Annotated in this window: 8 protein-coding genes; all 8 read left to right on the top strand. The window is 61.9% G+C overall.

The window, feature by feature from the left end; translation table 11 throughout:
- The first annotated feature begins 13 nt into the window (after nucleotides 1–13).
- The 8 genes from KB449_RS15320 to KB449_RS15285 all read left to right on the top strand — a co-directional run bounded on the left by KB449_RS15320 (nucleotide 14) and on the right by KB449_RS15285 (nucleotide 25,300).
- Nucleotides 14–2,290 carry a helix-turn-helix domain-containing protein gene (locus tag KB449_RS15320; RefSeq protein ID WP_282909212.1) on the top strand — a complete coding sequence of 759 codons (2,277 nt, stop codon included), beginning with the start codon at nucleotides 14–16 and terminating at the stop codon, nucleotides 2,288–2,290.
- A 227-nt stretch (nucleotides 2,291–2,517) separates the two neighbouring features.
- Complete coding sequence (locus KB449_RS15315) at nucleotides 2,518–4,359, top strand: heparinase II/III family protein (RefSeq protein WP_282909211.1); 1,842 nt, start codon at nucleotides 2,518–2,520, stop codon at nucleotides 4,357–4,359.
- 343 nt (nucleotides 4,360–4,702) lie between these two features.
- On the top strand, nucleotides 4,703–7,279 hold the full coding sequence (locus KB449_RS15310) for a sugar-binding protein (protein ID WP_282909210.1): 2,577 nt from the start codon (nucleotides 4,703–4,705) through the stop codon (nucleotides 7,277–7,279).
- A gap of 375 nt (nucleotides 7,280–7,654) precedes the next feature.
- On the top strand, nucleotides 7,655–8,368 hold the full coding sequence (locus tag KB449_RS15305; RefSeq protein ID WP_282909209.1) for a 4'-phosphopantetheinyl transferase family protein: 714 nt from the start codon (nucleotides 7,655–7,657) through the stop codon (nucleotides 8,366–8,368).
- A gap of 12 nt (nucleotides 8,369–8,380) precedes the next feature.
- Complete coding sequence (locus tag KB449_RS15300; protein ID WP_282909208.1) at nucleotides 8,381–12,334, top strand: beta-ketoacyl synthase N-terminal-like domain-containing protein; 3,954 nt, start codon at nucleotides 8,381–8,383, stop codon at nucleotides 12,332–12,334.
- A gap of 77 nt (nucleotides 12,335–12,411) precedes the next feature.
- The gene (locus KB449_RS15295; RefSeq protein WP_282909207.1) at nucleotides 12,412–14,679 is read left to right on the top strand and encodes an SDR family oxidoreductase; all 2,268 of its coding nucleotides are present in this window, start codon (nucleotides 12,412–12,414) and stop codon (nucleotides 14,677–14,679) included.
- 15 nt (nucleotides 14,680–14,694) lie between these two features.
- A complete protein-coding gene (locus tag KB449_RS15290; RefSeq protein ID WP_282909206.1) occupies nucleotides 14,695–23,703 on the top strand; it encodes a beta-ketoacyl synthase N-terminal-like domain-containing protein in 9,009 nt (3,002 codons plus the stop codon).
- Nucleotides 23,687–25,300: a PfaD family polyunsaturated fatty acid/polyketide biosynthesis protein gene (locus KB449_RS15285; RefSeq protein WP_282909205.1), complete on the top strand. Its 1,614-nt coding sequence runs from the start codon at nucleotides 23,687–23,689 to the stop codon at nucleotides 25,298–25,300. Before KB449_RS15290 ends, KB449_RS15285 begins: the two co-directional genes overlap by 17 nt.
- Nucleotides 25,301–25,304 lie beyond the last annotated feature (4 nt).

Here is a 25,304-nt window from a genome sequence, read left to right as displayed (position 1 = left end):
GGGAGGAACGACCATGAGCTTTCGCCAGATGACTTATCTGAATAAATTGCTGGTGTATGGGTTCCTCCTTGGCGTCGTACCTCTCGCAATCCTTGGGTTCCTGTCTTATTTCCGCGCTTCCACGACGATTCAGAAGTATGTGGAAGCGGGGAATCTGCAGATTCTAAAGCACAGCCAGCTTGCTGTCGAGCAAAATATGAAGACGGTCGAGACTGCCCTGGTGGCGTTCCTCAACAGCCCGCAAGGCACGGATCTGTATAATATCCCGCTTGATTATAATAAGTACGGGCCGTTCAGCGAGCTCGAATCCAGCATGCGCCAACTGCAAATCTATGAGACTGGCGTATTCGACGTGACGTTGTACAACATGCAATACCTTTGGCGTGTTAACAATGCGGGGATTGCCACGTTTGACAATAAAGAAGAGGAACTGCAGCCCTACGAGAACTTTCTGAAATCCTCCATGAATTCCACTTGGATTAAAAATGAGCACGGCATCCGGTTTCTGAAAAAGAGTCCGCTCTACGTAGCCAACCCGGCCATGCTCGTCGTGGTGGATATCCCCTACTCGCACCTTAGCAAACTGCTGCTCCAGGCGAACCCGCTTGGAAGCACGGCAATTCTGGACAGCCATATGGAATTGTTGCTCGGTCAGGATCAAGGCTCCGTACAGCAGCTGCTCGGCCATGCGGAGCTGGAGAAGAAGTTGTCCGGCGACGCCCCTGAAGGGAAGCTGGTCGTGAAGCGGGGAGGCGAATCGTACGGGGTGACCTACGTCCACTCCGCCTTCTCGGGATGGTATTATGTCGCAGCCGCTTCGATCGACGAGATTACCAAAGAATCCCGGTCGATCGGGCAGTTCACCTGGTGGATCAGCGCCGGCATTCTGTTTTTGATCTTATTTGCCGCCTGGTTCGGGTCCAACAATATGTACCGGCCGATCCGCATGCTCCACAGTGCGCTTGTCGGATCGGGGGACAAGTCGGGGGATCCGGGCGACCGCAAGGAGGATCATATTCAGCAGATCGGCCAGCATGTGACGAAGCTGCTCGACCGGGAGAAGAGAATGTCCAGCCAGATCGAAGGCTACACGGCACAGCTTGAGGCGTTTTTCGTACAGAAGCTCATTCTGGGCGATGTGCGCAAGCGTGAAATTGACGAGAAGCTGGACATGTTCGGCTATGCGGCCGGTTGGCGTCAAATGACGGTGATGGCGGTGGAGATCGATACGCTGGAAGGAACGCGGTACAGCCGCAACGATCAGGACTTGCTGCTGTTCGCGATCAGCAATATGGTCAGCGAGATCGTCCCGCAGACGAACCGGCTGGCGCCGATCGTCTCCGGCAGCAGCCAGTTGAATGTGCTGGGCACGGTGCAGGACGACCCGGAGGCATGGAGCGCCGAACTGCAGCGGTGGGCGGAAGCGATTCAGAAGGCGGCGTCCAACTATCTGGACGTGACGGTCAGCGTTGCCTTGAGCAAGCCGGCAGCGCAGTGGACGGACGTGCCGCGCGCCTACAAGGAGGCGGAGGAGGCGCTGAACTACCGGGTACGGCTCGGCAACGAGGCCATTATTTATAGTGAGGATGTTGTATCCGGACCGGCCGAGACGGTTCATTACCCGCTGAAGCTGGAGCAGGAGCTGCTTGCGTCGATCAAAAGCGGGTACCGGCTGCAGGCCGAAGAGAAGCTGCGTCATTTCATGCAGGAGCTGGTGCGGCCGCCGTTCCACTTCCAGGAATACCAGCTGAGCGTATTCCGTTTGCTGACCGAGATTACCGGCCTGCTGCAGGCGGAGGGGGTTCCGTTCAGCGAGCTGGCGGTTGGAGAGGCACCGCTCATTGAACAGATGTCCCAGCTCCGAACGGTGGAGGAGATGGAGGCGTGGTTTCTGCAGAAGCTGATCGCGCCGGTCATCACTGTTCTGGAAGAGCGCCGCAGCTCCCAGTTTCAAAATATATCCGATGCCGTCATTCAGATGATCCACGAGGAGTTCGATACGCTTCTCACGCTGGAGCTATGCGCTTCCCGGATTCATTATCATCCTCATTATGTGAGCAAGGTGTTCCGTCAGGAGACCGGCGTGAACTTCAGCGAATACTTGCTGAAGCATCGGCTTGAGATGGCGAAGGGCTGGTTGACAGAGACGGGCATGACCGTGACGGAAATTGCCGAGAAGCTCAAGTATACGAGCCCGACCAACTTCATTCGCTACTTCCGCAAAATTGAAGGCATTACGCCCGGGCAGTATCGGGAGAGAAATGCCGGGAGCATATCAATAATTGAATAGATGCAAACTCAAGCTCAGCGCTGGCCTGTAAAAAGGCGGCGCTGTTTTTTGCGCAGGGAGCGATGTGAAGGAATGAATAGCCTCGTATGACCTGCGGAATAAGCGTTGGCTAAACAGCCTTTGCGGTCAGCTAGTTAGTTCATGAATATAGACTGCGACGCGATATCGGAAGAAAATCAAACTGAATTCGTCGAAGGAGACAACTATACGGAGGAGGGAGTGGATCCATGATCAGCTTCAATCGTATCCATTCGGCGATACGATCGGCGGCGTACGACCGGGATCGCCTGCTGGGCGTGCCGCTCACCGACGAACGGAAGAAGTCTATCGTTCAGTCCGAGATCTTCGCCCCGCTCATGGAGGACATTCGGATGGCGTCGGCCAGAGCAAGGCAGGAACCGATTCCGGCGCTTCTGTTTTCCAAGTTTCATCTGTTCGTGAAGCAAGGTACGCGTGCGGAATACCAGCAGGCCTATTATGACCGCCGGGGCCGGCTGCTTGCCCTGGCGCTTGCGGCTTGGTTGTTGCCGGAAGAAGCGGTGCTCGAAACGCTGGAGGATCTGATCTGGGCGATCTGCGAGGAGCAGTCGTGGGCGCTGCCCGCACATCTGCCATGGTCCTACGAGCAGCTGGTCGAATCGCGCGTCCCGATGGCGCAGACGGTTGACTTGTTCGCGGCGGAGACGGCGCATGCATTGGCCGAGACGCTGTATCTTCTCGAGGACCGGCTCAATCCTTGGGTCGTGCACCGGGTTAAGGAGGAGCTCGAGCGCCGGGTATTCGGGCCGGTATTCAGCTCCGCATACACCTTCCGCTGGGAGTGGCGCACAAGCAACTGGGCTTCCGTCTGTGCCGGAGCGGTAGGAATGGCCGCGCTGCTCCTGGTTGACGACCGTGAGCGTCTGGCAGGCATGATCGGTCGGCTTGCCGGCGCGATGGCATGCTTCCTGGAAGGGTTCGGGGCGGACGGCTGCTGCACAGAAGGAATCAGCTACTGGGAATACGGGTTCGGATATTATGTTTATTTCGCCGAGATGCTGAGGGCGTATACCGGAGGAGAGCTGGATCTGCTCCAGGAGGACAAGATCGCCGCCATCGCTCGCTTCCCGGCTGCCGTGGAGCTGACTTCGCCGCAATCCGTCAACTTTTCGGATAGCGTAGAGCAGCCGTTCCTGAGCACCGGTCTGCACAGCAGGCTGTACGAACGCATCCAAGCACCGCTTCCGGAGATGACCAGGGCAGCCCGGTTCCATGAGAACTCGACATACCGGTTTCCGCAGATGGTCCGCAATCTGCTCTGGACGGATCCGGCCCATTTCCACCGTCCTGGCACGACAGGCACGTACCTATTCGCCGATGCGGGCTGGGTTGTAGACAAACGGAGGCTCGGCGGGACCTTGTTCGCTTTCGCTGCGAAGGGAGGGCACAACGACGAGCCGCATAATCATAACGATCTGGGGCACTTCCTCCTGCATGCAGGAGGCGAGACGCTGCTTGTGGACCTGGGACAAGGCGCATACACCCGCGATTATTTTGGAGAGAAGCGATATGAGCAGTTGCATGCTTCCTCGGATGGTCACACTGTACCGTTCATTAACGGCTGCGTTCAGGGGACGGGGGAATCCTACAAGGGGGTGATCAGAGAAACGGATATTCGCGAACGGACGCTGACCGTCAAGCTGGATCTGACCGAAGCGTACCCGGAGGGAGCAGGTCTGGGTTCCTTCTGCCGGACATTCCAATGGGCTTGCGATCCCGAACGCGGGGAGGCCGAGCTGACGCTGACGGATGCTTTCGTCTTCCGGGCGTCCGACAACCGGCTCGCCGAAACCTTTATCAGCCTGACGGAGCCGCGCATCGAGCAGGGCTGTATCATCTGGGAAGGGCGGCAGGGAAAGGCGGTGATGGACTACGAGGCAGACTTGTTGACTGCGAAGCATGAGGTGCTCCGAAATGACGCCAACCCGGTTCGCACCCGCGTCATTCACCGCATTCGTCTGTATGCCGACAAGGTGCCCGAGCAGGCGGCTTTTGTATTCCGGTTCCGCTGCACGGCCAACTGGGGATAATGGAGTCCCCTTGGTCTGCTCCCGAACCAGGAGGAGTCATCGGAATCAAGAAAATGTAATCGCTTCCATGATTTCAAATCCGAAGGGAGTCGTGTAATTGATGAGGTCGAATAAAGGGTTCAACAGGATGTTGGCGGTTTTATTGGTGTTCAGCTTCGCGTTTTCGGGTGGGTTGGTTCAACCGAAAGCGGCATCCGCAGCCGTATTGTTTTCCGACGATTTCGAAGACGGAGATGCGGCCGGTTGGTCCGTTGTGAAAGGGGGAGCTACTAATTTTAGCGTCATATCGGACAGCACAATGGTTTACAAGGCGCAATATTCGAGCGGAGGCATTACGGAGAAAATGGCCGTTGCCGGAAACGCCGGATGGACGAATTATGCCGTGGAAGCGAAAGTAAAACTGCTGTCGGGCAGCAATGCGGGTATTATCGCAAGATACATCGATGATAATAACTTTTACATTTTAAGAATCGACAGCTCGAACGATAACGTACAGCTGAGTAAAAAAGTAAACGGAACCTTTGCGCTTATCGCCGAAACGGCGATGACCCTTAATCTGAACACGGCATATACCCTAAAATTATCGGTAGATGGCGCTAACTTAACCGGATTTGTGGATGGTGTACAAAAAATCAGCGCTTCCGATACCGCCTTTTCCGCAGGGAAAATCGGCACGAGAGGAACGTCTTCCACGTTCACGCTCGACAATGTCACCGTTTCTGACGCTCTTACTACGAATGCCGCTACCGTTACCGCCAAAAAAACGTTAAGTCCGATTACTGTAAACGGGGTTCTGGACGAGTCTGTCTGGACGATCGCCCAAAGCGCATCCAAGGTAGTTCAAAGCACGACTGACAATACCGTAACCTACGGGACGCTGTGGGACGACAAGTATTTGTATGTAGGCGTAAAGGTGCTCGACGGCAATCTGTACAACGATTCGTCGACGGACTCCTTCGACGATGATTCGGTTGAACTATTTATCGACGCCGATCATAATCGAGGCACTACTTACGATTTAAAAGACTGGCAGTTCCGCAAAAGGTACAACGACACTGGTCTGTTCGAGAAATTGAGCGAAAACGTCGGCGTGAAGCATGGGTGGTCGGCGATAACAGGCGGTTATAGCATCGAGCTGGCCATCCCGTGGATCAACTTAGGCGTCTCGCCTTCGGCGCAGACCGTCATCGGCTTCGACATCGGTGTCAACGATGACGATAACGGAGGCGTCCGTGACGGGCAGCTCGTATGGGCGGGCACTGCGGGTAACTGGAACAATACCTCGGAATTCGGTGACTTGATTCTGTCCGCGACGACGGTCGGAACGCCGCCGACGCCGCCAACGACGCCGCAGCCGGTCAACCGCTATGTGACGCCGCAAGGGGCGGGGACGAAAGACGGGAGCAGCTGGGCCAACGCATTCAAGGGCGACCAAGCCGGCGGGCTGCAGGCTGCATGGAATGCGACAGGCGTTACCAATACGCTTTTCGTTGGCAGCGGAACGTATACGGTGCCGCAGACGTTAAGCTTGTCCAACGGAGGTACGGATGTCCTGCATATGAAGAAGCTGCTCGGCATGAATACGGGCGGCGGGCTGCCTGAATTCATCGGCGATTTTACGCTGGCCAGCCAGGGCTCGCGAAAATTCATAGACGTACCGCTTGGCGTCAGCTATTGGCAGATTCAGGATATCGTCATCGGCAACTATTTTTACGGCATCTATGTCAACGGGCAGAGCGAAGGAATCCGCATCTATAACGTGAGCGTTCATGACATGAGCGACGGCATATACTTCTGGGGCAAAGCGACACGTTCTAACTTGAATGCGGGTACCCACGATATCGTCGTGAAAGGCGGCAATTATACCAATTATACGAAAAGGGCCGTTCGTTTCCGCAACGGAAATTATTTGGCGAGCGTCATTGGCGTCAATGCCGACGCGGGAGGCAAGGCGAATTGGTATTCGGGCAATTTCCCGTTCGGCTTTAGTGTCGGGAATTCGCCGGCGGAGTCCCCCTACATTTTCGATCATGATATTTTGTTCCAGGACGTGACCGCCCGCAACAGCTGGCACCAGGACGGCACTAACTATTGGAACGGCGACGGATTCACGGCCGAGCGCGCGTCGTACAATTTGACTTATTTGCGCAGCAAGGCGTTCGACAGCACGGACGGCGGCTATGACGATAAATCGAGAAATCCGGTGTATATCGATACGATCTCTTTCGGCAACAAGCGGAACTACCGGTTGTGGTCGGCCGAAAAAGCGACTCTGATCCGTGCCATCGGCGGGTATTCGTTCAAGCGGGGCGGAAGCGGAGACGCACTCAATCTGCATGTGACCGGCGACGGTAAAGTCGATGCTTACTTCAGCACGTTCTGGAACAGTCAAAACTCGGAGATCGGACTCGAAGACGCGGATACGGTCAATATCATCGATTCGATTATCGGCAAAAATAACGGAACGTCTCTGTATAATTTATCCGGCGGGCAATTGAACGTCATCAACTCGGATGCATATGTGCTTGGCGTGCAGGGGACGGACCCTCAATTGGTAAACGGAAGCAATTCAGCCTGGGAAGGCGGCAGCAGCGATTTCAACAGCCAAGCATTCGGCAATACGAAAGGTTATACGTATCCGGGCCCGAACAACACGCCGTACACGGTTCAGATCAACTCGGGCAACCTTTCATTAGGTTTATACGGCAGCAGCACGGTCAGCGCGCAGGTGCTGGACGGCAACAACAATCCGGTGACAGATCCCGACAGTATCATTTGGTACAGCAAAGACGGATATATCTCGCGGCTATTACAGTCGCGCGGAGCAAGCGCAATCGTGCAAGGCTTAAATGCCGGAACGACGGACCTTATAGCGGTGTATAAAGGCGAAGAAGCGAAAATCACTGTCACGGTAAGTTAGTTTTAAAAGAGAAATAACGAACCTGGATGCTTGTAAACGAAATAAAACCGATCTCGGTCAAGCGACCGGGATCGGTTTTTTTGAATTGAAGCTTTAGACCCTTAGCAAATCGTGATTGCGGTTAAAAGCCCATGGATGCAGACGGGGTGAAATAAGACTATTTGAGTAGTTTTTTCTTCCGCAAAGTGACAATTATCTTATCATTTCGACATGTTTATCGTTCCCGATAGAGGATTATTCCCTTATAATAGAAAATGCATGCATGATAACCACGACTCGCGGCTCGTCTGACGGAAGTCGTTGTTTCAGGGGCACATAACCGTGTTTTGTCCCCGGATTACTAAAGTTTATCTAATATGCCAAGGGAGAATGGCCATGCCCGACATCTTTGCGGTGCGCATCGCCGGACCGTTGTCGTCCGAAGTCGCGGATGGCCTTGCATCGGAGCTGCCGGAAGAAACGAGAAGCCGGCTCGGCCGTTACCGGCTGCAGGCTGATCGCGACCGGAAGCTGCTCGCAGAGTCGCTGATCCGGTATTTGCTCCGCAAGCGACTAGGGCGACAGATAAGCGGCGTCGTATTTGCCAGGAACGAATACGGCAAGCCGTACATAAAGGAAGCGACGGATTTTCATTTTAATTTGTCCCATAGCGGCGAATGGGTCGCGTGCATCCTTCACAACCGGCCGGCCGGCATCGACGTCGAGCAGATGGCTCCGATCGATACGAACGCAATTGCAAGCCGTTATTTTGCCGATCGGGAGCAAGAGCAGCTGTTCGGGCTGCCCGAACCGGAGCGGCTTCGCCGCTTCTATGAGCTGTGGACCTGCAAAGAGAGCTATATGAAAGCGGAGGGGCTAGGCATGTCGCTGCCGCTGCGCGATTTTTACGTGGTCATTCAAGGCGGCTTCGCGCACGCTTACCCCGCGTATCCGGGCTCGATGGCCTCCATGCCCCGTTCGCTGCGGCTGTACGGCATGGGCAGCGCCGTTATGGCGGTCTGCGCGGAGGAAGGGGCCCAATTTCCGGATGAACCTGTTGTTTTGACCAGCGATGAGCTGGCGATTTCATGCTTGCGCGAACGTGATTAAGGAGGACTGCCAGTGAACGATGCAAAAGGATCCGGAGCGATCGCGATCGTCGGCGTAAGCGCGCTGCTGCCCGGATCGACCGACAACCGGGGATTCTGGAACGACATTATGGCGGGCCGGGATCTCATGACCGATATCCCTCCTACGCACTGGCTCATTGAGGATTATTACGATCCTACCCCCATGACGCCGGACAAAACCTATGCCAAGCGGGGGGCCTTCATTCCGCAGGTCCAGTTCGATCCGAAGGAATTTTCGATGCCGCCGAGCAACATCCCCGCTACCGACACAAGCCAGCTCCTCGGCCTGATGGTGGCCAAAAGCGTGCTGGAGGACGCCGCTTCCGGCCCGTTCAGCGCGATCGACAAGGATCGCATCAGCGTCATTCTCGGCACGGCCTCCGCTTCGGAGCTCACTGTCGAGCTCGGCAGCCGCATTCAGCGGCCGGTCTGGGTCAAGGCGCTGCGGGAAAGCGGCGTGCCGGAGGATCAGGTGCAGGAGATCAGCGACCGCATCGCCGCCGAGTACGTGCCCTGGAAGGAAAGCTCCTTCCCGGGCCTGCTCGGCAATGTCATCGCGGGCAGAATCGCCAACCATTTTAACCTCGGGGGCACGAATTGCATCGTGGATGCGGCTTGCGCCAGCTCGCTGACCTCGATCTCGATGGGGGCGATGGAGCTGCTGGCCGGAAAGTCCGATCTCGTCATTACGGGCGGGGTCGATACGCTGAACGATATTTTCATGTTCATGTGCTTCAGCCAGACGCCGGCGCTCTCGCCGACGGGCGATTGCCGACCGTTCTCGGATCAGGCCGACGGCACGATGCTCGGCGAGGGGCTGTGCATGTTCGCCCTGCGTCGCCTCAAGGACGCCGAACGGGACGGCGACCGGATCTATGCCGTGCTGAGAGGCTTCGGCACATCCTCCGACGGCAAGTCCAAAAGCGTGTACGCGCCCGTCTCCAAAGGACAGGCCAAGGCACTTCGCCGCGCCTACGACATGGCGGGCTATTCGCCGGCTACCGTAGAGCTGATGGAAGCGCACGGAACAGGAACGAAGGCCGGCGATGCGGCGGAGTTCGAAGGACTGGCTTCGGTATTCAACGACGGCGAGAGAGAAGACCGGCAATGGTGCGCGCTCGGTTCCGTCAAGTCGCAGATCGGCCATACGAAGGGCACGGCGGGCGCCGCAGGCTTGTTCAAGGCCGTCATGGCGCTCCGGCACAAGGTGCTGCCGCCGACGATCAAGGTCGAGCGGCCCAATCCGAACCTGGATATTGCGGGGAGTCCGTTTTATTTGAATACGAAAGTCCGGCCCTGGATCAGAGGTGCTTCGCATCCGAGACGGGCATCGGTCAGCGCTTTCGGCTTCGGGGGAAGCAATTTTCACGTGACCCTGGAGGAGTATAACGGTCCGGGCCGCCAAGCTTGGAAGCTGCGGAGCATGCCGTCCGAGCTGCTCCTGCTGAGCGCAGGCGATCCGTCGTCGCTGCTTGCGCAGTGCGAAGAGCTGCTATCCGGCCTGACTGAGGATGACGGGCTGCTTGCTTATCTGGCTCGTCGGACGCAATCCGATTACGATTCGAAGCTGCCGGCAAGGCTGGCGCTCGTAGCTTCCGACCTGGGCGGGCTTCGCATGAAGCTCGAGAAGACCATTGCGGAGCTCGACCGCCATCCGGAGCGGCGGATCGACGACAACGGCGGAATCTATTATGCCTATGACGCGAATCCCGGCGAAGTCGCGATGCTGTTTCCCGGTCAAGGCAGCCAGTATTTGAACATGGGAGCGGAGCTGCTGCTGGCGTTCGACGAAGCCCGGACCGTGTGGGACAAGGCGGCCGATCTGGACATGGACGCAAGCGTCGGCCTGCAAGAGATCGTCTACCCGCGGCCCGTCTTCGCCAAAGAAGAGCTCGAAGCGCAGCGCGGCCGGCTGCAGGAGACGCAGTGGGCGCAGCCGGCCATCGGCGCCATGAGCCAGTCCCTTCTGCAGGTGCTGCGCAAGGCGGGCGTGCAGGCCGCATACGCAGCCGGTCACAGCTTCGGCGAACTTGCCGCCTTAAGCGCAGCGGGAATTCTGGAAGAGAAAGACATGCTGCAGGCGGCGAGAAAGCGCGGCGAGCTCATGGCGGCGGCAGCTGCGGCATCTGCCGGAAGCGGCGCGATGAGCGCGGTGTTCGCGCCCGTCGGGCGGGTTCGCGAGCTCATTGCGGAGAGCGGCGCAGCGGTCGCATGCGCGAACCATAACAGTCCAAGCCAGGTTGTCGTGTCCGGCGAAGCGGCGGAAGTCGGCCGCCTGGAGGACAAGCTGTCGGCCGAAGGCATCGGGTCGAGAAGGCTTCCTGTGTCTACGGCGTTCCATTCGCCGCTCGTCGCTTCCTCCGTCCCCGAATTCCGCGCGTTTATGACGAACGTTCCGATCGGCGAGGGAGAGGCTGTCGTCTTGTCCAACGCGGACGGCGAGCCATTCCCTTCGTCGCCGGACGGCTTGCGGGATCGGCTCGCCGAACAAATCGCGCAGCCGGTCCTGTTCGCGGAGACGGTAGAGGCGCTTTATGCGCGCGGCGTCCGTACGTTTATTGAGGTCGGGCCGAGCGCCGTACTCACCGGGCTCGTCGAGCAATGTCTGCCGGACAAGGACATTGTGGCCGTAGCGACCGACCGCAAGGGACAGCATGGCGTGAACGCGTTGTGGCATGCGCTCGGTCGGCTTGCAGCCACAGGCGTTCCGGTCGATCTTGCGCCGTTCTGGGACGAATACAAACAGGAGGAAGATCCGCGCAGCCGTCCGAAGCCGGCCTTTACGATACCGATCAGCGGGGTCAACAGCGGAAGGCCTTATCCGCCTAAGGGCGGTACGCCGGCGCTTCCAAAGCCGAATGAGGCAAGGTTGCCCGACGCTGCGCCGGTCGCTGCGCCAGTCGCTGCGCCGGTCACTGCACCGGTCGCTGCCGCGGCGCTGCGGATGACTGAGCCGACTGCGGCTATCGTGCCTCCGATGAGGGAAGCGCCGGGTCCGATATTCGCCGATGCAGCCGGTCGCCATGAGATTGCCACCGGTCACGCCTTCGGAATCGAAATAGAAGCCCACGTACAGCATGATGTTTCACATACAACGATAGCCCGAACTTACGATAATCAGGAGGAAAATACATTGTCTACCTACCCGACTACGCAATCCATTCTGCTGGGTGCGATCACCGAAATGCAGCGCCAGACGGTCGAGGCGCATGCCGCCTATCAACGCGCGATGGCGGACGGACACGTCGCTTTCCTGCGCACGGTAGAAGCTTCGCTGGCCGGACTGAGCGCCTTGGCAGCCGGCGGCTTCGGCGCTTTTGCGGCCATGCCTGAAGCGGCGGCCGCTGCTGCGGTTCCCGCACAGACAGCCGTGCCGGCAGCCAGTCCGTATGTGCCTGCTCCGGCTTACGTGCCGCCTGCGCCGGCCGTTGCTGCGCCTCCGGCCTACATGCCGCCGGCGCCGGCCGTTGCCGCGCCTCCGGCTTACGTGCCGCCAGCGCCGGCCGTTGCCGCGCCTCCGGCTTACGTGCCGCCGGCGCCGGCCGTTGCCGCGCCTCCGGCCTACATGCCGCCGGCGCCGGTCGTTGCTGCGCCTCCGGCTTACGTGCCGCCGGCTCCGACCCCGATTCCTTCGCCGGCGGCGCCGGTTGCGGCTGTGGCAGCACCGCAGGCGCAGGCAAGCGACGTACGGTCGGTCATGCTCGAGGTGGTGGCCGAGAAGACCGGCTATCCGGTCGAAATGCTGGATTTCGATATCGAGCTCGAAGCGGGACTCGGAATCGACTCGATCAAGCGCGTCGAGATTTTGTCCGCCGTGCAGGAGCAGCTGCCGGCGCTGCCTGACGTGCAGCCGGGCGAATTGGCGGCGCTCAACACGCTTGGCGAAATCGTCGACTACATGAACCGTGCGCTCGGCAAGGGCGGAGCGTCCGCGGGAAAAAAGTAGTAATCCATGATCTCAATCGGCCCGCGGTCGCGCGTTACGGGGTGAAGGCCGCCCCGGCGCCGGCGGCAGGCCTCGCGATGCCGGGCCTGTGGGACGGCGCGGCCGTTGAGATCATGGACGACGGAACCGGAATTGCCTCGGCGCTTGCCGGGCGCATGCAGGCGGCAGGGGCGCAGGCACGCGCGGTAACGGCAATATCCGCAGAAGCCGATGCTGTCATATGGCTGGATGCGCTAAAGACGATCAGCACGGATGAAGAGGCGCTCTCGGTCAACCGCCGTGCCTTCGAGGCGGCGAAAATGGTGGCCGCGAAAATGGCACAGCAGGGCGGCGTCTTCGTCACGGTGCAGGACACCGGCGGCTCGTTCGGCCTGGCGGATGCGCCGGCTTCGCGGAGCGTATGGACGGCCGGCTTGACGGGGCTCGTTAAGACGGCGGCGCGCGAATGGCCGAAGGCGGCCGTCAAAGCGATCGATCTGGACCGGACAGGGCTTACGGCAGAGACGGCCGCGGATCGCATTTTTCGGGAGCTGGCCGAAGGCGGCCCCGAAGTCGAGGTCGGCCTGCAGCGCGGCGGATCGAGAGTGACGCCGGTGCTGGAGCTGGATCCGGCGCTCGCCGCACGGGCAAGCGGCGGCAATAGCGGCGCGGAAGAACGCGCGGTGCTGCTCGTATCCGGCGGGGCAAGAGGCGTTACGGCCGCGGCGATCGCGGCGCTGGCGCGGAAGGAGCGCCCGCGCCTCATCCTGCTCGGCAGAACGCCGCTCGAAGAGGAGCCCGCCGTATGCAGGGGGATCGCCGACGATGCGGGGATGAAGCGCGCGCTGCTCGAACAGGCGAAGGCGGAGGGCGCCGTCATCGGTCTCGCAGAGCTCGGCCGGCGCGTGCAGCGCATTGTGATGAACCGCGAGATTGCCGGCAATCTGCAGACGCTGAGGGAACTGGGCGCCGAGGTCGTCTATGTACCGGTCGACGTGCAGAATGCGGAGGCGCTGCGGGAAGCGCTGCGGCCGATCCGTGCGAAGTGGGGGCCGGTCACCGGCATCGTGCACGGCGCAGGGGTGCTGGCCGACAAAGCGATCGCGGACAAGACGATCGAGCAATTCGACTATGTATTCGATACGAAAGTCGGGGGCCTGCGGACGCTGCTGGCCGTCACGGAGAATGATCCGCTCACGCTGATCTGCCTGTTCTCCTCGGTATCCGCGCGTAGCGGCAACGCCGGGCAAGCGGATTATGCCATGGCGAACGAGGTGCTGAACAAGTGCGCCCAAGCGGAGGCGATCCGGCGCGGCCCCGGCTGCATCGTGAAGTCGATCAACTGGGGACCTTGGGACGGCGGGATGGTCAGTCCGCTGCTCAAGAAACATTTTGAACAGCGCGGCGTCAACCTGATTCCGCTGGAAGCGGGGACCGCCGCTTTCGTGGCGGAAACGGCGGACGCAGGCGGACCTGTGGAGGTCGTCATCGGCGGCCGCTCGGCGGACAGGCCGACCTTGATCGAAGGCGCGTCGGAAAAAACGTGGACCGCGGAATTGTTTCTGCCGGAAGCGTCGCTTGCGCCGTGGCTGAACGACCATCGCATCGGCGGCAGCGCCGTCGTGCCGGCCGCGATGGCCATGGACTGGTTCGTGCGCGCCGCCAAGGCCGCATATCCGTACCTTGACGTCAAGCGGTGTTCAAACCTGAATGTTAAGAAAGGGATCGTCGTTGCGGCGGAGGACGGCGCGCGCAAGCGGCTGACCTTGACGTGCAGCGACCGGACGGACGGCCTGGCGCAAGCTTGGCTGAGCTTCGAACTTCGGGGAGAGGGAGGCCGCGTTCACTATGCGGCCGACGTCGAAATGGGCATGGAGCGGGATGCGATCCCGACTGAGCCGCTGCCGCTTCCTCATGCGGGAATCGAGCCATGGGACTGGCAGCCGTCCGACGTCTACGACGGCAGCAAGCTTTTTCACGGTCCGGCCTTCCAGGTCATTCGCGAGCTGACGCTGTCAGGCAGCGAAGGCGCGGAAGCGAAGCTCGGGCATGATGCAATGACGGCGTGGTCGGATCGGGATGGCGGGATCGACCCGGCGATGATCGACGGCGGGCTGCAGCTCTCGCGGCTATGGGGCATTCGCACGTTCGGCGAACTGACCCTTCCAACCAAGATCGGGTCGTATGCGGCTTACCGGCCCATACCGCTTAATCAACCTGTCGTCTGCCGCCTTCAGAGCGAGCGTCGGGGGAGATACAAGACCGTTTCGCAGTTGACCTGGCTGAATGAACAAGGCGAAGTGGCAGCCGAGCTTCGGGACGTTGAGATGCATATCGTGCCAAACCAGGAGCAAGTACAAGAGTGAGAGGAAGATTGCAGCATGAGATTCGAGCCGATTGCGATCGTCGGGCAGGGCTGCGTGTTCCCCGGCGCGGCGAACCCGGAGGAATTATGGCGCATCGTCGCCGAGCGGCGGGAGACGCTGACGGAGCCTGAAGAAGGCCGATGGCGTCTGTCCCGCGCAGCCTCCCGGCGCGGCTCGGACGCGACCGAGTGGTCGACACGCGGCGGCTACATCAACGGCTTCCGGGCGGAATGGGATCGGCTTGGTCTACAGGTCGATGCGGAGCGGATCGGCGCAATGGACCGGATGGTCCAATGGATGCTTCATGCGGCCGCGCAGGCGCTCCCCGATCCGGCGGCCGGCCCCGGCAAACATAAAAGGACAGGCGCGGTCATCGGCAATCTCTCGCTGCCGACCGAATCGATGTCGCGGTATGCGGAGCATGTATGGCTGCAGGCGCAGCAAGAGGAGGCTTCGAGGCCGCTTTTCGCGCAGGAGATCGGCGAACCGCCGGATGCGGTCAACCGGTTCATGTCCGGCTATCCCGCGCATTTTCTTGCGCAGGCGTTCGGCCTCGGCGCCGGCGCGTTCTGCCTCGATGCGGCCTGCGCTTCGTCGCTTTATGCGATCAAGCTTGCCTGCGACCGGCTGCATGACGGCAGCGCGGACCTGATGCTCGCGGGCGCCGTGAACGGAACGGACGCGTTATTTCTGCATACGGGCTTTCGTGCGCTGAAGGCGATTAGCCGGAGCGGACAGAGCAGGCCCTTCCATCCGGAAGCGGACGGTCTTGTGCCTTCCGAGGGCAGCGGCTTCATCGCCCTGAAGCGATTGGCCGATGCCGAGCAGGCAGGCGACCGTATTCTTGGAGTCATTCGGGGCATCGGTCTCTCGAACGACGGCGGGCAGGGCGGCATGCTCGCTCCTGCCAGGGACGGCCAAATTCGCGCGATGCGCCAGGCTTATGCCATGTCGGGTCTCGAGCCGCAGGACATATCGCTGATCGAATGCCATGCGACCGGCACGCCGCTTGGCGATGCGGTAGAAATTCAGAGCATGAGCGAAGTGTTTGCCGGACGAAGCGGCATTCCGATCGGTTCGATCAAAGGCAATATCGGACACCCGGTGACGGCGGCGGGCATGGCGGGCTTGATGAAGCTGCTCCGCGCGATGGAGGAGGGCGTCTACCCCGCCACCCTGCACTTGCATACGGAGGAACCCGTTAAGCTGCTGGAGGGTACGCCCTTTCGGCTGCCGCAGCCGGGAGAGACTTGGCAGTCGGAAGCCCCGCGGCGGGCGGCGCTGAGCGGCTTCGGCTTCGGAGGCAACAATGCGCACTTGATCGTGGAACGTTACGAGCCCGGAGGCAGAGCGGCGACGACGAAGCGCGCCCGTGAAAAAGAAGCTGCAAGCCCCATGGAGGCTGACCTGGCCATCGTCGGCATCGGCGTAAGCGCGGGCAGCAGCAGGACAGCCTTGGAATGGGCGGCAGCCTTATTCGGGGCGGACGATCGCGATCGCGGACAAAAAGGAACGGAGGCTTTCCGCTCCGGCGACATCTCGCTCGACTTGCAGGACATTTCGGTGCCGCCCGTCGACCTGAAGCAGGCGTTGCCGCAGCAGGTGACGCTGCTGCGGACGGCGGCCGATGCAGCGGCGGAAGCGGGCGGATTGACGGGCGACCGCGTCGGCGTATACGTCGGCATGCAGTGCGATGCCGAGATCTCCCGGCATATCGCGCGGGTGCGAATCGGGGAGTGGGCCGGCAAGCGGGCGGCACTGTCCGGGTTTCAGGTGTCGGGGGCTGACGTCGCCTCGTTGCAAAATGCTTTCTACGGACCTTTGGAATCCTCTACTGTCGTCGGACTGCTGCCGAATGTGCCCGCCAACCGGCTGAACAAGCATTTCAAAATTTCCGGTCCGGGCTTTACCGTATCCAGCGAAGAGCTGTCGGGAATTACGGCGCTCGAGCTGGCTTCCCGCGCCTTAAGAAGCGGCGAGCTGGACGCGGCCCTGGTCGGGGCTGTCGATCTCAGCTGCGAAAGTGTGCACCGGGCAGCGGCTGCGGCCATGCTTGAGGGCGGAAAACAGCGGCCGGGCGATGCTTCGGTCGCGTTGGCGGTCAAGCGGCTGGACGATGCCCGGCGCGACGGCAACACGGTCTATGCCGTGCTGCCCGCAGCTGGCGGCGGCGCCGCGAAGCCGGGGCTTTTGCTTGGTTCGGATGACGGGGACGCGGTGAGTCTTGCATCGCGCTTCGGCCATTCGCACGCGGCTTCCGGGCTGCTGCACGTGGCGGCAGGCGCGCTTGCCCTGCACCACGGCTTGCTGCCGTACGGAAGCAGGCGAGGACCGCGCCCTTGGCTGCGAGGAGATGAGGGACGCACCGTACGGGTAGATGTCCATGCGTTCGGCGGCGCGTCGGGCTCCGTGTTCCTTGCGGAAGGAGACGGCTGCGCTCCGCTCGTGCCTCGCGGTTCCCTTGCGCCAATGCTGCATGCGTATGCAGCCGATGACCGCCGGTCGCTGCTGCAATCGCTTCGCGACGGAACGGAATCGGCGCAAGGCGCCGTTCGTCTGGCGATCGTCGCGCGCGGAGACATGGAGCTGTCGGCAGCAAGAGAATCGGCTGCGCGGGAGCTTGAGCGGCTGATCGCGGCTCCCGGATCCGGACCGTTTCGAGCGGGGCCGGGCATCCATTACGCGGAGACGCCCGTGGGAGGCGAGCTTGCATTCGTATTCTCGGGCGCGGCGTCCGCTTACGGGGGCATGGGGAGCGGGCTGCTGGCGGCGATTCCCGAATTGGGCGTCGCGATCCAGGGCCGGTTCCGTACGGCGGCCGAGGCTGCCGGCTGGGTCTATGGGGAGCAGGCCGACCGGGCGCCCGACCCGCTCGCCATGCTTGGCGGAGCTTCCTATTTGACGCAAATTCATGCGGCGTTCACGCAGCAGTGGCTCGGGCTGAGACCGCAGGCCGCCATCGGACTGTCTTCGGGAGAGACGAACGCGCTGGCGGCGATGGGCGCCTGGGACAATCTGGACGGATTATTCCGCGACTTGCAGAAGCACGGAATCTATAGCCGCGAGCTCGCCGGAACCTACCGCGTTCTGCAGGAGGCATGGGGGGAGACGCGGCCGGAATGGGAGAATTGGCGCGTAATGGCATCGCCTGACGCCATTCGCGAAGCGATTGCGTCTGAGGCGCGCGTCCGGCTTACGATGCACAACGCGCCGGAAGATTGCATCATCGGCGGCGAGCCGGCCGCCTGCCGACGCGTGCTGGACAAGCTGAGGCCGGCGCCTGCCTATCCGCTCGGCTACGACATGGTCGTGCATTGCCCGGAGCTGGCGGTCATCGCGCCGCTCTGGCGGGAGATTCACCGTCGCCCGACATGGCCGGTGCCCGGCGTGCGTTTCTATTCGGGCGTGTCGGCGACGCACTACGAGCCGGACGCCGACCGGGCGGCCGATGCGCTTCTGGAGATGGCGACCGGCATCGTCGACTTTCCGAAAACGATTCTGAAGGCTTGGGAAGACGGCGTGCGCGTATTCGTCGAGCACGGTCCCCGCAGTCTATGCTCGGACTGGATCGGCCGAATATTGGCGGGCCGCGAGCATCTGTGCATCGGGCTGGATCAGCCCGGCGCCGATTCGCTGGAGCAGGCGACGACGGCGGCTGCGCGCCTGTTCGCGCACGGCGTCGATGTAAATATCGAGCGGCTGCAATCGCGGTTGGCCGAACGGAGCATGGACCGGAGCAGGAACGGGAAAACCGCCGCCATGACGTTCTCTGCGCATCTTCCGCCGGTTGTCCTGCCGAATATAGTGACAATAATGCCGGATGTGGGACATGCAATCGGACAGGAAGAGGTTAAGCCATTGAAAATCATTCACGAAACGGCGCCGGCGGCGATGCCTGAAACCCCTGCCGTAGGGGCGGCAACTGCGGCTGCGATTCTCGCGCCTGCCGTTAAGCCGGCAGCTGCGACCGCGATTCCCGCGCCCGCCGGGGATTACGCCAGAATGGCGTCCGCGCATCGTCAATACATCCTGCTGCAGAACGGCATGCAGCTTCGGCTGATGCAACTGCTGAATAACAGCAGCCCGCAGCCGGCGCGCGGCACGCCTGCGTCGCTGACGGATGCGCCTGCATCCATGATTGCGATACCTGCGACAGCTGCCGCGGCGACACCGTCCGGTTTCTTCGGGCAAGCGCCTGCCGAATCGGCCCATCCTGCCGCTTCATCCGCGCAAACGCCTGCCAAACCGGCCCATCCTGCCGCGTCGTCTGCGCACGCGCCGGCGTCGCACCTCCCGGAGGCGCTGTCCGCAGAGGCCCCGTCCGCAGAGGCTCCGTCCGCAGAAGCGCAGCCCATCCGTTTCACCCGCGAGCAGCTCGAAATTTTGGCGTCCGGGCGCATATCCGACGTCTTCGGTCCCGGCTTCGCCGGGCAGGACGGCTATGCGGTGCAGGTGCGCATGCCGGAACCGCCGCTGCTGCTCGCGGACCGGGTCGTCGCGCTCTCGGGGGAGCCGCTCTCGATGGGCCGGGGCACCATTCGAACCGAAACCGACGTGCAAAGCGATTCCTGGTACCTGCACAAGGGGCGCATGCCCTTCGGCATCATGATCGAATCGGGGCAGGCGGATTTGCTGCTCATCTCATGGCTCGGCATCGACATGTTAAACCGGGGAGAACGCGCATACCGGCTGCTCGGCTGCGAGTTGACGTTCCACGGCTCGCTCCCTGCGCCGGGCGAAACGCTGAGCTACGACATTCGCGTCGATTCGCATGCCAAGCACGGGGATATCCGGCTTTTCTTTTTTAATTACGACTGCACGGACGGCCAAGGGCGCCGAAGGATGACGATGCGTCAGGGGCAGGCGGGCTTTTTCACAAAAGAAGAACTGCGCGATTCTGCGGGGGTCATCTGGGATCCGGCCAAAGTAGAAATCGGGCGGGAAGCGCGGCTTGACGCGCCCCGCGTAAGTAAAGTCAAAACGCGATATACGCCGGAAGAAGTGCGCGCCTTCGCGGCCGGCGACCTGTACGGCTGCTTCGGCGAAGGCTTTGCGTTCGCGCAGACGCATACCTGCTCGCCTTCGATCCAGAGCGGCCGCATGCTGCTGCTCGGCGAGGTGACGGCGTTCGAGCAAGGCGGCGGGCCGCTTCGCCGCGGCTACCTCCGTGCGGAGACGGCCTTAAGCGGGGACGAATGGTTTTTTGCCGGGCACTTCAAGAACGACCCGGCGATGCCGGGCACGCTCATGCTCGAAGGCTGCGTGCAGGCGATGTCCTTCTATCTGGCAGGCCTCGGCTATACGCTGCGCAAGGACGGCTGGCGCTTCGAGCCGGTGCCGGAGCTGCCGTACAAAATGATCTGCCGCGGCCAGGTCACGCCCGAATCCCGCAGCCTCGTGTACGAGGTGTTCGTCCAGGAGGTCATGGACGGTCCTGAACCGACGGTCATTGCAGACGTGCTGCTGACGGTGGACGGACGCAAGGCGTTCCACTGCAGCCGGCTTGCAGTGCGGCTGGTGTCCGATTTTCCGCTGCACACCGAGCTTCGGCATCTGGCGGACGGCACTCGCAACGACCCGCGGGCAGCCACGTCAGGCGGCGTCACGTTCGATTATTACTCATTGCTCGCCTGCGCCTTCGGCAAGCCGTCGCATGCGTTCGGCAGCCGGTACGCCGTTTACGACGAGGGCAAGCATGTGCCCCGTTTGCCGGGGCCGCCCTATCATTTCATGACGCGCGTGACGGAGGCCGGCGGACAGCTCGGCGTGCCCAAGACCGGCACGGTCATCGTGGCCGAATACGACGTCCCGCCGGACGCGTGGTATTTTGCCGAAAACGGTTCCCGCACGATGCCCTTCTGCGTGCTGCTGGAGGCTGCGCTGCAGCCTTGCGGGTGGCTGGTGTCTTATCTGGGCATTCCCGAATCGCCGGAGCGGGACGCCTATTTCCGCAATCTGGACGGCAAAGCGACCATGCATCGCGAGGTGCTCCCCGACGCCGGCACGCTGCGGACAAGGGTGAGCCTGACGAGCCTGTCGCGGATGGGCCATACGTATATCGAATCGTTCCAGGTGGACTGTTTCCTGGCGGACGCGCCCGATGCGCCGGTGTTCACCATGTCGACCGTATTCGGCCACTTCACGCTTGAGGACTTGTCCAATCAGGTCGGTCTCGGCGCGGGAGAGGCCGAACTTGCGCGAATGCAGGAGCCGTCGGGCTTCGAGGTGGATCTGCGCGGCGACGCAGCCGTATTCCACGCCGGCCCCCAAAGTCAGCGGGCGCGTCTGGCGAGCGGCAAGCTGCTGATGATCGATCGCGTGACCGGCCACTGGAGCCGAGGCGGCAAGCATGGCCTGGGCCGGTCGAGAGCGGAGAAAAAGGTCGATGCGGGCGATTGGTTTTTCAAGGCGCACTTCTACCAGGACCCGGTGCAGCCGGGCTCCCTGGGCGTCGAAGCGATGGTTCAGCTGCTGCAGTTCCATATGCTCCGGGAGGGCATGGACCTTGGCATGAAGCAGCCGCGCTTTGAAGCGCTCGGCACAGGCATGGAGATCGTCTGGAAGTACAGAGGCCAGGTGACGCCCCAGAAGGAAAGGATTGTCGTGGACCTCGACGTGCTGGAGACGGGCCGCGACGAGCGGGGCGTCTATGTGAAGGCCGAAGCGTCGCTTTGGGTGGACGGTCTGCAAATTTACTATGTTCCGCTCATGGGCATGCGGCTGGTGGACGACGGCGGAACCGGCGCGGCGGCGCAGGAGACGAACGGCGAGCAAACGGATTTCGTCGTCGTAGAAACGCTGTTCGACCCGGAGGCGCAGCCGTGGATTCGGGATCATTGCCCGACGTATACCGCGCCGGCGATGCCTTCGACCTTTATTCTGGACGCCATGGCGACGGCCGCGCGCAATCGCGAGCCGAATCGCTTCCTTGCAGGCGCGGCGGACGTGCAGTTCAAGCGATGGCTCATCTTCGACCGGCCCCGCCTGCTGCGAACGGAAGTGCGCCGGGCGGAGAACCGGGATGCGCGCGAAAATAGCGTCTTTTACGACGTAACGCTGTACGCCTGGCGGGATGCGCCGGATTCCCGGTTGTCCCGGTTCGAGGAAATCGCGTCAGGCCGGTACGAGCTGGCAGATCGCTATCCGGCTGCGGACGAAGCGGCTTCCCGGCCTTTGGAGCCGCTTAAAGCGCCGAAGCCTGTCGCCGATCCGTACGAATCCGGACGGGTATTCCACGGACCTGCCTTTCAAATCGCGAGCGCGATCGTACGCGGCACGAACGGGGCTTTCGCCCTCCTGTCGGCGGAGGGAAACCGAGCCGGTGCCGGTGCGGCGTCCGTTCCGATCGGGTGCCTCAATCCGCTTCTGCTCGACGGAGCGACCCACGCGATTCCGCATGACGAGCTGACCTTGTGGGCGCCCGAGATTGGGGACGATCTGGTCGCTTATCCGTACCGGATGACGGCATGCCGGTTTTACGGAGATACGCCGACCGACGGCGAAGTCCGCTGCGAGGTTCGCTTCGACGGCTTCGAAGGAGACGCGCGTTTCCCGGCTTTCCGGATCCGCCTCTATCGGGGCGAACGGCTATGGGCGGAGCTGCGGCTCGTCGAGGTGCTGATGCCCAAGGGACGGATCGGACGCGGCGACGGCCGGAGCCGGAAAGCATTTTTACAAGAACGGGTTTATGTGGAAAATATAGCGCTGTCCCGTAGCGAGGGGGGCGTCACAAAGCTGACCGAGGCCGAGGTGCGGGGATCGGACTGGCTCGCGGGCACGGTGGCGGCCGTATACGGCATTGACGCTTCGGTGAGCTATAAGGAGCAGACGCGGCTCGTGGCAATCAAAGACCACGTGGGACTTATCGCCGGCGTTCATCCTTCGACCGTAAACGTGGACGAGAACGCAATCTCCGCCGTTAGCGCCGTATATCCATATGAACGCCATCCCATCGCGGTGGAGGAAAAGGATCGGGAAATCCGGGTCGCCTCTCAAGCGCCTGCCCGGGATATCGAGCGGGCGATGGGCTACTGGAGGCGGAAGCTCGGCAGCGGCCCCTGGCTCGGCGAAGACCTGTACCGGGCGCTGATCGCAAGCTTTGTCGGCCGGTTCGTCGTCGAAGATCCCGTACGGTTCGCGCAAGCGAGCCGGGGACCGGTGTTGTATCTCGCGAACCATCAGACGGCCGTAGAATCGCTGCTGTTCGCTTGCCTGGCGGAAGGGCTGACGCAAAGTCCCGTGGCGGCGATCGCCAAGAAGGAGCACCGCGACTCGTGGATCGGCCGGATGCTCGCGCATTTGGGCGCGAATCCGAATGCGCGGTTCACGATTCCGATCGTTCATGTCGACCGCGAAGACCAAATGGCGATGCTGCAAACGTTGAAGGACCTGGCCGTCCGCATGACGGAAGGAAACGAATCGATTCTCGTGCATGTCGAGGGGACGCGCGCACGGGCCGAGAATAAAGAGGTTACGGTCGTAAGCGGCATCTGGACGGACCTGGCGCTGCAGGGCAACCTTCCGATCGTGCCTGTCCGGTTCGCGGGCGGCTTGCCGACTGAAGAATCGGAGACGCGGCTGGAGTTCCCCGTCGGATATGGCAGGCAGCATTACAATATCGGACGTCCGATCTTTCCGGATGAGCTGCGGGCGCTGCCCTTGCCGGCACGCAAGCAGGTGATTCTGGAGGCGCTAAACGGTACGGGAAGAACGCCTGCGCAGAAGGGCGACGCGCCGGGCGCAAACGGCGGCGACCCGGCGTTGATCGAGCAAATCCGCTTACTGACGGAGCTTGCGCATGTGCCTTATGAGCAAGCGGTGCTGCTGGCGTCGCTTGCGCGCCTCTCGGCGTGCAGCGATGAAGCCGCGGCATTGCTGCAAGGCGTGTCGGCAGGGAAGCTTCGCGTTCGGGACGATCCCGCAGGACAATGGCTCGCTTCGATTGCAGGTTGGTTGTACGGCCAAGCCGGGCCGAAGGTGCAAGTGACGAAACGGAGGAAAAACACGCATGCAGACAACGCTTAAATGGATGCCCGGCGATACGGGGCCGGCTTTTGCCGGAGAGGAGCTTGCGCAGCTGGCCGCTCGCGTGCGCGAGCCGGCCTACGTCGTCCGTTACGGCGAGAACGGCGCTTTAGGCGTAGGGCTCGGCGGGAGCGTTGCGCCCGCTAGCGACGCGGAGACGGCGAAGTATCCGCTCGCCGCGATGCTGCCCGCGCTCTATCCCGAGTGGCTGGGCGGAGGCGCGTTCGCGCAAGCGCACGGGGTGCGCTTTGCCTACATCGCGGGCGAGATGGCGAACGGCATCGCGACCGCGCGGATGGTCATCGCCATGGCGAAGGCCGGCATGCTCGGCTTTTTCGGCGCGGCGGGCCTTCCGCCTGGGCGCGTCCAGGAAAATCTCGATGTGATCCAAAGCGAGCTGGATCCGTTAGGGCTGCCCTGGGGCATCAATCTGATCCATACGCCCAACGAGCCGGCGATGGAGGCGCAAATCGTCGATCTGTATCTCCGCCGGGGCGTCACGCGGGTGTCGGCCTCCGCGTTTATGGGGCTTACGCCGAGCATCGTCCGCTACGCCTGCAGCGGACTTGCGCTCGACGCATCCGGCGCGATTCGCCGCCGCAACCGTCTCTTCGCGAAAATCTCGCGGCCCGAGGTCGCCGGTCCGTTCATGTCGCCGGCGCCGGACAAAATGCTCGCGGACCTCGTCCGCCAAGGCCTGCTGACTGCCGAGGAGGCGCGGCTGGCCGCCTACGTGCCGCTGGCCGAGGACATTACGGTCGAAGCCGATTCCGGCGGACATACCGACAACCGTCCGCTGACGGCGCTGTTCCCCGCCATTATGCGTCTTCGTGACGATCTGCAGCAGGCATACAAGTACGCAACCCCGATTCGCGTCGGCGCTTCGGGCGGGCTCGGTACGCCGGCGGCCGTGGCTGCCGCCTTCGCGCTCGGCGCGGCCTACGTCATGACCGGCTCCGTCAACCAATCGGCGGTGGAGTCGGGCTTGTCGGACGAGGGCCGCGCCATGTTAGCCACGGCGGGACTGGCCGACGTCGTCATGGCGCCGGCCGCCGACATGTTCGAGCAAGGCGTCAAGGTGCAGGTGCTCAAGCGCGGCACTTTATTCAGCGCCCGCGGCTTCCATCTGCTCGACCTGTACCGCAGCTATAACCGGATCGAGGACATACCGGAGAGCGTGAGCCTGAAGCTGGAGAAGGAAGTGTTCCAGGCGCCGCTCGATTCAATCTGGGCGGACACCGCCCGGTTTTTCGAAAAGCGCGAGCCGGGGCAGCTCGAGCGGGCGGCGCGCGATCCGAAGCACAAGATGGCTTTGATTTTCCGCTGGTATCTGGGCAAGGCGAGCCGCTGGGCGATCGACGGGACGCAGGAGCGCAAGCTCGATTACCAGATCTGGTGCGGGCCGGCGATGGGTTCGTTCAACGCCTGGGCGGCAGGCTCCTTCCTCGAACAGCCGCAAAACCGCACGGTTGTCCAAATCGCTTGCAACCTGCTGGAGGGAGCGGCCGTCGTCACGAGAGCGCAGCAGCTGAGAAGCTACGGTCTTCCGGTTCCGGCTCAAGCGTTCGATTACCGGCCGCGGCCGTTCCAGCTTTAATCGG

The sequence above is a fragment of the Cohnella hashimotonis genome (assembly GCF_030014955.1).
GTDB classification, from domain to species: domain Bacteria; phylum Bacillota; class Bacilli; order Paenibacillales; family Paenibacillaceae; genus Cohnella; species Cohnella hashimotonis.
The sequence above is the reverse complement of the archived record's forward strand: the minus strand, read 5'-3'. Positions and strand labels throughout refer to the sequence as shown.

What these genes read in the sequence shown, in the direction of transcription:
- KB449_RS15320 (WP_282909212.1), top strand. Translation starts at nt 14, where the DNA reads ATGAGCTTTCGCCAGATGACTTATCTGAATAAATTGCTGGTGTATGGG.
- KB449_RS15315 (WP_282909211.1), top strand. Translation starts at nt 2,518, where the DNA reads ATGATCAGCTTCAATCGTATCCATTCGGCGATACGATCGGCGGCGTAC.
- KB449_RS15310 (WP_282909210.1), top strand. Translation starts at nt 4,703, where the DNA reads ATGGCCGTTGCCGGAAACGCCGGATGGACGAATTATGCCGTGGAAGCG.
- KB449_RS15305 (WP_282909209.1), top strand. Translation starts at nt 7,655, where the DNA reads ATGCCCGACATCTTTGCGGTGCGCATCGCCGGACCGTTGTCGTCCGAA.
- KB449_RS15295 (WP_282909207.1), top strand. Translation starts at nt 12,412, where the DNA reads ATGCCGGGCCTGTGGGACGGCGCGGCCGTTGAGATCATGGACGACGGA.
- KB449_RS15290 (WP_282909206.1), top strand. Translation starts at nt 14,695, where the DNA reads ATGAGATTCGAGCCGATTGCGATCGTCGGGCAGGGCTGCGTGTTCCCC.
- KB449_RS15285 (WP_282909205.1), top strand. Translation starts at nt 23,687, where the DNA reads ATGCAGACAACGCTTAAATGGATGCCCGGCGATACGGGGCCGGCTTTT.